Source organism: Streptomyces sp. NPDC020807 (assembly GCF_040641575.1).
Classification (GTDB): Bacteria; Actinomycetota; Actinomycetes; order Streptomycetales; family Streptomycetaceae; genus Streptomyces.
This window is the reverse complement of the sequence record NZ_JBFADU010000034.1, coordinates 53714-62183: the sequence shown is the minus strand read 5'-3', so window position 1 is coordinate 62183 and position 8470 is coordinate 53714. Positions and strand designations below refer to the sequence as shown.

At 72.6% G+C, this 8470-nt stretch carries 7 protein-coding genes; 1 reads left to right on the top strand and 6 read right to left on the bottom strand.

Annotated features, from left to right (window positions below; genetic code table 11):
• Positions 1 to 145 precede the first annotated feature (145 nt).
• Genes AB0G79_RS31040 through AB0G79_RS31020 form a run of 5 tightly spaced genes read right to left on the bottom strand, consistent with a single transcriptional unit; the run spans position 146 to position 5451 of the window.
• Positions 146 to 925, bottom strand: coding sequence for an ATP-binding cassette domain-containing protein (locus AB0G79_RS31040; RefSeq protein WP_360812377.1), 780 nt, complete (start codon positions 923 to 925; stop codon positions 146 to 148).
• A gap of 41 nt (positions 926 to 966) precedes the next feature.
• Complete coding sequence (locus AB0G79_RS31035) at positions 967 to 1986, bottom strand: ABC transporter ATP-binding protein (protein WP_360812373.1); 1020 nt, start codon at positions 1984 to 1986, stop codon at positions 967 to 969.
• A 5-nt stretch (positions 1987 to 1991) separates the two neighbouring features.
• A complete protein-coding gene (locus AB0G79_RS31030; protein ID WP_360812371.1) occupies positions 1992 to 2864 on the bottom strand; it encodes an ABC transporter permease in 873 nt (290 codons plus the stop codon).
• On the bottom strand, positions 2861 to 3814 hold the full coding sequence (locus AB0G79_RS31025) for an ABC transporter permease (RefSeq protein WP_360812369.1): 954 nt from the start codon (positions 3812 to 3814) through the stop codon (positions 2861 to 2863). The genes AB0G79_RS31030 and AB0G79_RS31025 overlap by 4 nt, the downstream gene beginning before the upstream one ends.
• Positions 3814 to 5451: an ABC transporter substrate-binding protein gene (locus tag AB0G79_RS31020; protein WP_360812367.1), complete on the bottom strand. Its 1638-nt coding sequence runs from the start codon at positions 5449 to 5451 to the stop codon at positions 3814 to 3816. The genes AB0G79_RS31025 and AB0G79_RS31020 overlap by 1 nt, the downstream gene beginning before the upstream one ends.
• Positions 5452 to 5582: 131 nt before the next feature.
• Here AB0G79_RS31020 and AB0G79_RS31015 point away from each other — a divergent pair, with 131 nt between their 5' ends.
• Positions 5583 to 6722, top strand: a complete 1140-nt coding sequence (locus AB0G79_RS31015; protein WP_360812365.1) for a LacI family DNA-binding transcriptional regulator — start codon at positions 5583 to 5585, stop codon at positions 6720 to 6722.
• 23 nt (positions 6723 to 6745) lie between these two features.
• On the opposite strand, the gene AB0G79_RS31010 is transcribed toward AB0G79_RS31015, so the two are convergent.
• Positions 6746 to 8380, bottom strand: coding sequence for an amidohydrolase (locus AB0G79_RS31010; protein WP_360812363.1), 1635 nt, complete (start codon positions 8378 to 8380; stop codon positions 6746 to 6748).
• Positions 8381 to 8470 lie beyond the last annotated feature (90 nt).

Genomic DNA, 8470 nt, shown 5'->3' with positions numbered 1-8470 from the left:
CTGGGGGGCCGCCCGCCCCCCCCGGGCCGTCCGGGGAGCTGACACCCCCGGGTACGCCGAGGGGGCCGGTCGCGCTCCCCCGCGCGACCGGCCCCGCCCGCCTCCCCGTTTCCCCCGGGTGTTCCCCCGTCTCCTCCCGTGGCGGTCAGCCCTCCTTCGAGAACATCCCGCGCCGGGGCACGGAGTTCAGGAGCAGCTGCGTGTACGGGTGCTCGGGGGCCTCAAGGACCCGCGAGACCGAGCCGTACTCCACGACCTGACCCGACTTGAGGACCATCACCTCGTCCGCGATGTGCCGGACGACGGCCAGGTCGTGCGTGACGAACAGGTAGCCGATGCCCGAGTCGCGCCGGATGGCGGCGAGGAGTTCGAGGATCTGCGCCTGGATGGACACGTCGAGCGCGGCCACGGCCTCGTCCAGGACGAGGACCCGGGGCTGCACGGCGAGCGCGCGGGCGATGGCGACGCGCTGCCGCTGGCCGCCGGAGAGCCCCTTCGGGAGCGCGGCGGCCTCGCGGGCACCGAGCCCCACCTGGTCGAGGAGCTCGGCGAGCCGTGCCGCGCGCGCCGTCCTGTCGAGGTCCGTGTGGAGGCGGAGCACCTCGTCGATGCAGCCGGACACGCTGATCCGGGGGTCGAGCGAGAGGTACGGGTCCTGGAAGACCATCTGGATGTCCCGGGCCCGCGCGAGCCGCTCCTCGCGGCCCCTGGGGCGCGCGGACCGGTCGCGGCCGTCCAGGCGGACGGTGCCGCCGTCCGGCCGCTCCAGGCCTACGAGCATCCGGACCGTGGTGGTCTTGCCACTGCCGGACTCGCCCACGATGGCGAGGGAGGAGCCGGGCGCGAGGGTGAAGGACACCCCGTCGACGGCCGTGTGGTCGCCGTACTGCTTGCGCAGGCCCTCGACGACCAGGCCCTCTTCGATCGTCCGGTCCTCGCCGGCAGGGGCGGGCTTCGCTGAGGCGGTCACAGCGTGATCCCTTCGTCGGCGCGGTGGCAGGCGGCGAATCCGTCGCCGAACGGGGCGAGGACCGGCTTCTCCTCGTGGCAGCGGGCCACGACGTGCGCGCAGCGGGCGGCGAAGGCGCAGCCCTTCGGCGACTCGGCGAGCGAGACCGGCCGGCCCGGGATGGGCCGGGGCGGCGGGGAGCCGGGCCCGATGTTCGGCGTGCAGGCGAGCAGGCCCGCCGTGTACGGGTGGCGCGGGCGCTCGAAGAGCTCGTCCGTGCCGTGGGTCTCGACGATCCGGCCCGCGTACATCACGTACACGCGGTCGCAGACGGCGGCGGCCAGCTCCAGGTCGTGGGTGACGAAGAGCATGCCCGTGCCGCGCTCGGCCCGCAGGCGGGTGAGGATCTGGACGATCTCCGCCTGGGTGGTGACGTCCAGGGCGGTGGTCGGCTCGTCGGCGACGAGCAGCGCGGGCTCGGAGGCGAGGGCCGCCGCGATCACCACGCGCTGGAGCATGCCGCCGGAGAACTCGTGCGGACGGCGCCGCAGCGCGCCCTTCGGGTCGCGGATGCCGACCGCTTCGAGGAGCTCCAGGGCGCGGGCGGTCGCGGTGGCGGCCGGGACACCGGCGGCGCGCAGGCCCTCGGTGAGGAAGTCGCCGACGCGGCGCAGCGGGTTCACGGAGGCCCGGGGGTCCTGGAAGACCATGGACACCTGGCTCGCCCGCAGCGCGGCCAGCTCCTTGCGGTTCATGGACAGGACGTCCTTGCCCGCGACCTTGACCCGGCCGGTGGTGCGGGCACCGCCGGGCAGGAGGCCGAGGACGCTGCGGCAGGCCACGGACTTGCCGGAGCCGGACTCGCCGACCAGGCCGACGCTCTCGCCCGGGTTGACCCGCAGGCTGACGCCGTCGAGGATCGGGCGCCCGGCGCGGTCGAGCGGAAGGCGGACGTCGAGCCCGTCGATCTCCAGGATCGGCGTCACGCCGGTCCCCGCCGTGTTCTTCGTGCCGTTCATGGCGTTGGTGTCGTTCATGGCGTTCACCGCTCACGCTTCGCGATCCGGTCGGCGAGACCCTCGCCGACGATGCCGAACGCCACCACGGCGAGCACGATGCACGCGGAGGGGGCGAGGGCGGGCAGCATCGCCCCCTGCTGGACGGCCGACTGGCCTTCGTTGATCATCGCGCCCCAGTCGGCGGTCGGCGGCTGGACGCCGAAGCCGAGGAAGGAGAGCGCGGCCAGGTCCATCAGGGCGTAGCCGAAGTTCATCGCGGACTGCGCGAAGACGGTCGGGGCGATGTTCGGCAGCAGGTGGCGCACGGAGACGTTCCACCCGGACCAGCCCTGCACCCGGTACGACTCGATGTACGGGCGGGCCTTCTCCTGGCGGGCGATGCCGCGCACGAGCCGGCCGACGTACGGGGTGTACGCGATCGACATGGCGATCACCGGAGCGGTCATGCCGGGACCGAAGACGGTCACGAGCAGGATCGCGAGGAGCAGACCCGGGATCGCGAAGATCATGTCCATGGAGCGGGACAGGATCGTGTCCGCCCAGCCGCCGCGCCAGGCCGCCACGACGCCCAGCAGGGTGCCGAGGAGCGTGGAGACGGCGACGACGAGCAGGGGGCCGAGCAGACCCGTACGGGCTCCGTAGAGCAGCCGGGACAGGATGTCGCGGCCGGACTGGTCGGTGCCGAGCAGGTGGTCCGCACTGGTGCCGACGAGGCTCGCCGTCAGGTCGACGGCCTCGGGGTCGTACGGCGCCAGGAGGGGCGCGAGGACGGCGACCAGGACGAGGAGGGCCAGCACCGCGACGGAGACGGCGAAGAGGGGTCCCTGGCCGAAGACGCGGAGCTTGCGGAACCCGGGCCTGCGGTACGGCACCGAGGTCGTGGTGGTGGAGGTCATGAGGAGCCTTCCCCGAGGAGCGACAGCCGGGGGTCGATGAGGGGCGCGAGCAGGTCGACGGCGAGGTTCACCAGGACGAACGCGGCCACGCTCAGCAGGGTGATCGCCTGGACGACCGCGAAGTCCTGGGCCGTCACCGACGTCACGAGCAGTGAGCCGATGCCGGGGACGTCGAAGGCGGTCTCGACGATCGAGGTGCTGATGAGGAGACCGGCGAGCATGGTGCCGCCGACGGTGACGACCGGGCCGAGCGAGTTCCGCAGGACGTGCCGGCGGACCACGGTCTTCCCGGCGACGCCGCGGGCGCGCGCCACCTCGACGTGCTCGCGGCCCAGCTCGTCGAGCATCGCCGAGCGGGTGACCCGGGCGAGGAGACCCGCGAAGGTCATCGCCAGGGCGAAGGCCGGCAGGGTCAGCTGGTACAGCCTGTCGCCGAACCCGGTCGCGGTGGTGCCGGGGCCGGGGAACCAGCCCAGCTGGACCGAGAAGACCGAGACCAGCAGGATCGCGGTCACGAACGACGGGGTCGCGGTGGCGACGCCGGTGCCGATGAGGATCGAGCGGTCGAGCACGCCGGGGCGGAGCGCGGCGAGGATGCCGGCGCCGACCCCGATGAGGGAGACGAGGACCGCCGCGTACGCGACGAGCATGGCCGTGCCGGGCAGGCGCGTGGCGAGGAGCTCGGTCACGGGCTGGTGGTACTGGGCGGAGTTCCCGAAGTCACCCTGGAGGACGCCGCCGAGCCACTTGCCGTACTGGACGATCATCGGATCGTCCAGGTTGTACTGGGAGCGCAGGGCCGCCACGGCCTCGGGCGTCGCGGGGCGGCCGTGGAGCAGGAAGGTCACCGGGTCGCCGGGGGCCAGGTGGACGGCGCCGAAGACCAGGAGCGAGGTCACGAACAGCACCGACACGAGCCCGAGGAGCCGGCCGACGAGGTAGCGGGTCATTACTTCGCGGCCCCGATCATCGCGGCCCACGGGTAGTAGAGCTGGGAGATGCCGGTGGGGGCGCCGGTGATGCGCTTCCCGAGGAAGACCGAGTACGGGGCCTCGTACACGGGGATGATCGGCATCTCGCGGAGCGCGATCTTCTGGAGCTCGGCCGTCTTGTCGGCGCGGGCGGCCGGGTCGGGCTCGGCGTTGGCGCGGTCGAAGGCGACGTCGTACTCGGCGTCGGACCAGTTGCCGTAGTTGCCGAAGTCGCCGGTGCGCAGGTACTGGTAGAACTCCAGCGGGTCCGGGGTGTTGTCGTACCCGTTGGTGATGACCAGGTCGAGGCCGGTGCGCGCGTTCGGGTCGACGAAGATGCTGCTGTACGCGTCGGGGGAGACGGGCTTCAGCTTGACGTCGAGGCCGATCTGCTTGCCCGCGGCCTGCACGGCGTTGGCGACGACGCTGATCTCCGGCGCGAGGGTGCTCGTCACGAGGGTGATCGTCTTGCCGGCCACGCCGGACTCCTGGACCAGCTTCTTCGCGGCGGCGATGTCGTACACGGGCTCGGGGAGCGTGTCGTACAGGGTGGCGGTCTTCTCGGGGACGAGCGACCAGGCGCCGCGCGCGGCCGGGGCCTTCGCGGGGACGCCGACACCGCCGGCGGCGGCCTTGATGATGTTCTTCCGGTCCAGGGCCATGGACAGGGCCTGGCGGACCTTGAGGTTGCCCAGCGGACCGTGGAAGTCGAGGACCGCGAGGTCGGCGGCGGCCGTGTTCGGGCCGAAGAGGAGCTTGCCCTTGCCGCTCGTGCGGAGCTGCTCGAAGGAGGACGACGGGACCATGTAGGCGCCGTCGGTCGCGCCGGACAGCAGCGCGTTCGAGCGGGCCGCCGGGTCCTCGATGAAGCTGAACTTCACCTCGTTCGACTTCGGGGCGAGCTTCGTGTCCCAGTACGCGGCGTGCTTCTTCAGCGTGATGCCGGAGCCCTGGTCCCAGGAGGCCATGGAGAAGGGGCCGGTGCAGTTCACGCCGCCCTTGGGCGTGCCGTAGTCCTTGCCCGCCTTCTTCAGGTAGGCGGCGCTCTCCACGGTGCCGGGGGAGACGGCCATCATCTCGTGGAAGAGGGCGTCGGCCTTGCTGAGGCGGACGGTCACCTCCAGGGGGCCGGTCTTCTCGATGACGTCGACGTTCTTGAAGGCCGATCCCCACGGCGAACCGGTCGCGGGGTCCATCTGGCGCTTCAGGGAGGCGACGACGTCGTCCGCCGTCATCGTCGTGCCGTCGTGGAACTTCACGCCGGAGCGCAGCGTGTAGACGAGGGTGCGCGGGTCCGGCTGCTTGTACGACGTCGCGAGCGCCGGCTCGATCCTCATGTCGGGGGTGACCCGGTACAGCGACTCGCAGACGTTGGCGAGCACGGTGTTCGGCGGGTAGTCGTACGCCAGGGCGTAGTCCATCGTGTACGGCTCGGCGTACAGAGACCAGGTGAAGGAGTCGAGCGACCCCTTCGCGGGGTCCGAGGTCGGGGAGACCGTGTAGCCGGCTCCTCCCTCGGAAGGCGTGGGGGGCTTCGTGGCGCCGGAACAGGCGGCGGTCGTGGCCGCGACGGCGGCGGTACAGGCGAGAAGCGCGATGGTTCTGTACATGCGCATGCAGACTCACCCCTTTACGGGTGTAGTGACGGGCGCTGGGGGATGCAGCGAGTATTAATGCGGGAACGTTCCCGCACAAGGCCCTGCGGGAACGGTTTTGCAAAGGTCACAGGGGTGGCAACATCGTCCTCATGACCGATGCCTCACGCCACCGCGGGCAGCCCTCGCCGCCCACCCCGCGCGTCCGTCTCGTCGATGTGGCCCGCGAGGCGGGACTCTCCAAGACGACCGTCTCGGCGGCCCTCAACGGCACCGGGAGGCTCTCTCCCGCCGTGCGCGAGAAGGCCCGCGAGACAGCGCGCAGAATGGGCTATCGGCCCAATGCCACCGCGCGCCAACTACGCGCGGGACGAGCCAAGTTGATCGGATACGTGCTCGGGGAGCTGGCCGGTGCGCCCTGGGCCTTCGTCGAGTCGCCCTACTTCGCCCGGCTGACCGGGGCGGTGGCGGCGACCGCCCTGCGGAACGGGTACGCGATGGTCCTGCTGCCCGCCGGATCGCTCCAGAGCGAGTGGGCCGACCTGCCGCTCGACGGCGTGATCGTCACCGACCCCGCCGCCGACGACCGGATCGTCGACGAGCTCCTCGCCGCCCGGATCCCGGTGTTCTCCGACCGCTCCGTGGAGGGGCGGCCCGGGGCCCACTGGGTGGACGTGGACACGGAAGCGGCCGTCCGCTCGGTCCTCGACCACTTCCGCGAGCAGGGGGCCCGCAGACCGGTCGTCGTCGTGCCGGACAGCACCACCCGCTTCCACGCCGACGTGGACGCGGCGCACCGGGCGTGGTGCGCCGAGAACGACGCGGAGGTACGGGTCGTACGGGCCGCGCAGACCGGCAACGGGGCGGTGGTCCACGCCGTCGAGACCGCGCTGACCGACCACGGGGACCGGCCGGACGGGGGAGACCGGCCGGACCCGGGGGCCCGGCCCGAGGCGGGAGACCGACCCGACCCGGCAGACCGGCCGGACGCCCTGCTCGTCGTCGCCGAGGCGAGTCCGCCGCTCGTCCTGGAGGCGGCCCGCCGGCTCGGCTACGACGTACCCGGAGACCTGCTCCTCGCCTGCGTGAGCGAGGACGTCACCGCCGAGCACACCGAACCGCCCGTGACCACCGTGAGCCTGCGCCCCGACGCCGTCGCCGAAGCGGGCGTCGAGCACATGCTCGCGGTCCTGGAACACGGCCGCGTGGAGCAGTCCGGGACGCTCGTCCCGACCAGGCTCGACGTGCGCGGCTCCTCCCTGCGGCGGGAGGGCCGGGAGCGGCAGGGATGACATGACCGGCCGGCCCCGCCCGGTCAGACCGCGTGGACGAGCTTGCCGCCGACGTAGGTCCGCTCGACCCTGGCCGCGGCGATCTCCTCCGGCGGGGCCGTGAGGATGTCGCGGTCGAGGACCACGAGGTCGGCCAGGTTGCCCGCGCGCAGGCTGCCCGCGTCCTCGTGCCCGTTCACGTGGGCCGTGCCGGCGGTGTAGGCGGCCAGCGCGGTCGGCAGGTCGATCCGCTGCTCGGGGTAGAAGACCGGCGCGTCGGGCGACTCCGGGTCCTGGCGGTTCACGGCCACGTGGATGCCGAGGATCGGGTCCGGGCTGGACACCGGCCAGTCGCTGCCCGCGGCGAGTGTGGCACCGGCGCGGACGAGCGAGGCGAACGGGTACTGCCAGGCCGCGCGCTCCGGGCCGAGGAACGGGATCGTGAGCTCGTCCATCTGCGGCTCGTGGGCCGCCCACAGGGGCTGGATGTTGGCGATGGCGCCGAGCTTCGCGAAGCGCGCCAGGTCGTCGGGGTGCACGACCTGGAGGTGCGCGAGGTGGTGGCGGTTGCCGCGGCGGCCGTTGGCGGCGACCGCCGCCTCGACCGCGTCCAGGGCCTCGCGGACGGCACGGTCGCCGAGCGCGTGGAAGTGGACCTGGAAGTCGAGGGCGTCGAGCTCGGTCACGTACCCGCGCAGCGCCTCGGGGTCGACGAAGCTCAGGCCCGAGTTCGTCGTCGCGCAGCCGCAGCCGTCCAGGTACGGGTTGATCATCGCCGCGGTGAAGTTCTCCGCCACGCCGTCCTGCATGATCTTGATCGAGGTCGCGCGGAAGCGGCCCGTGGTCAGCTTCTCGCGGCGCGCCACCAGCTCGGCGAGCTGCTCGGTGCCCCGCTCGCGGTCCCACCACAGCGCGCCGGTCACCCGGGCGGTGAGCGTGCCGTCGTTGGCGGCCGTCACGTACGCGTCGGAGGGGTCGGGCTGGCCGTGCAGCTCGCCGAGGAGCGCGTCCTGCCAGCCGGTGATGCCGAGGGAGTGCAGGAGGGTCTGCGCGCGGTGCAGCCCCGCCAGGCGGTCCGCGGCCGTGCTCGGCGGCGTCAGCCTGCTGACGAGCGCCGTGGCGCCCTCCTGGAGCATGCCGCTGGGGAAGCCGTCGGCCTCGCGCTCGATGCGGCCGTCGGCCGGGTCGGGGGTGGCGGCGGTGATTCCGGCGAGTTCCAGGGCGCGCGTGTTGGCCCAGGCGCCGTGGTGGTCGCGGTTGGTGAGCAGGACCGGGCGGTCCGGGACGACGGAGTCGAGGAGCTGCCGGGTCGGCAGGCCGCCCTCGAAGCTCTCCATCGACCAGCCGCCACCGGTGATCCACTCGCGGTCCGGGTTCGCCTCCGCATAGGCGCGGACGCGCGTCAGGTACTCGGCGACGTCGACGGTCTCCGTCAGGTCGCACTGGGACAGCTCGGCGCCGCCGAAGACCGCGTGGATGTGCGCGTCCTGGAAGCCGGGGAGCAGCAGCTTCCCGGTCAGGTCGACGACCTCGGTGTCCGGACCGATGAGCTCGCGCACCTCGTCATGGCCGACGGCCGCGATCCGCTCCCCGGTGACGGCGAGGGAGGTCGCCCGGGTACGGGCGGAGTCCGCGGTGAACACGGGACCCCGGGTGAAGACCAGATCGGCCTTGGCCATGGAACGCTCCAAACGTGCTGGACGACGATGAGACGGACGTCATATCGACGGGAGCAAGGGAAGCGTGAGCCCGTTTACACGTCAATGGTG

Coding starts and splice junctions, on each gene's coding strand:
- AB0G79_RS31035 (WP_360812373.1), bottom strand. CDS start 1,986: ATGAACGACACCAACGCCATGAACGGCACGAAGAACACGGCGGGGACC.
- AB0G79_RS31030 (WP_360812371.1), bottom strand. CDS start 2,864: ATGACCTCCACCACCACGACCTCGGTGCCGTACCGCAGGCCCGGGTTC.
- AB0G79_RS31025 (WP_360812369.1), bottom strand. CDS start 3,814: ATGACCCGCTACCTCGTCGGCCGGCTCCTCGGGCTCGTGTCGGTGCTG.
- AB0G79_RS31020 (WP_360812367.1), bottom strand. CDS start 5,451: ATGCGCATGTACAGAACCATCGCGCTTCTCGCCTGTACCGCCGCCGTC.
- AB0G79_RS31015 (WP_360812365.1), top strand. CDS start 5,583: ATGACCGATGCCTCACGCCACCGCGGGCAGCCCTCGCCGCCCACCCCG.
- AB0G79_RS31010 (WP_360812363.1), bottom strand. CDS start 8,380: ATGGCCAAGGCCGATCTGGTCTTCACCCGGGGTCCCGTGTTCACCGCG.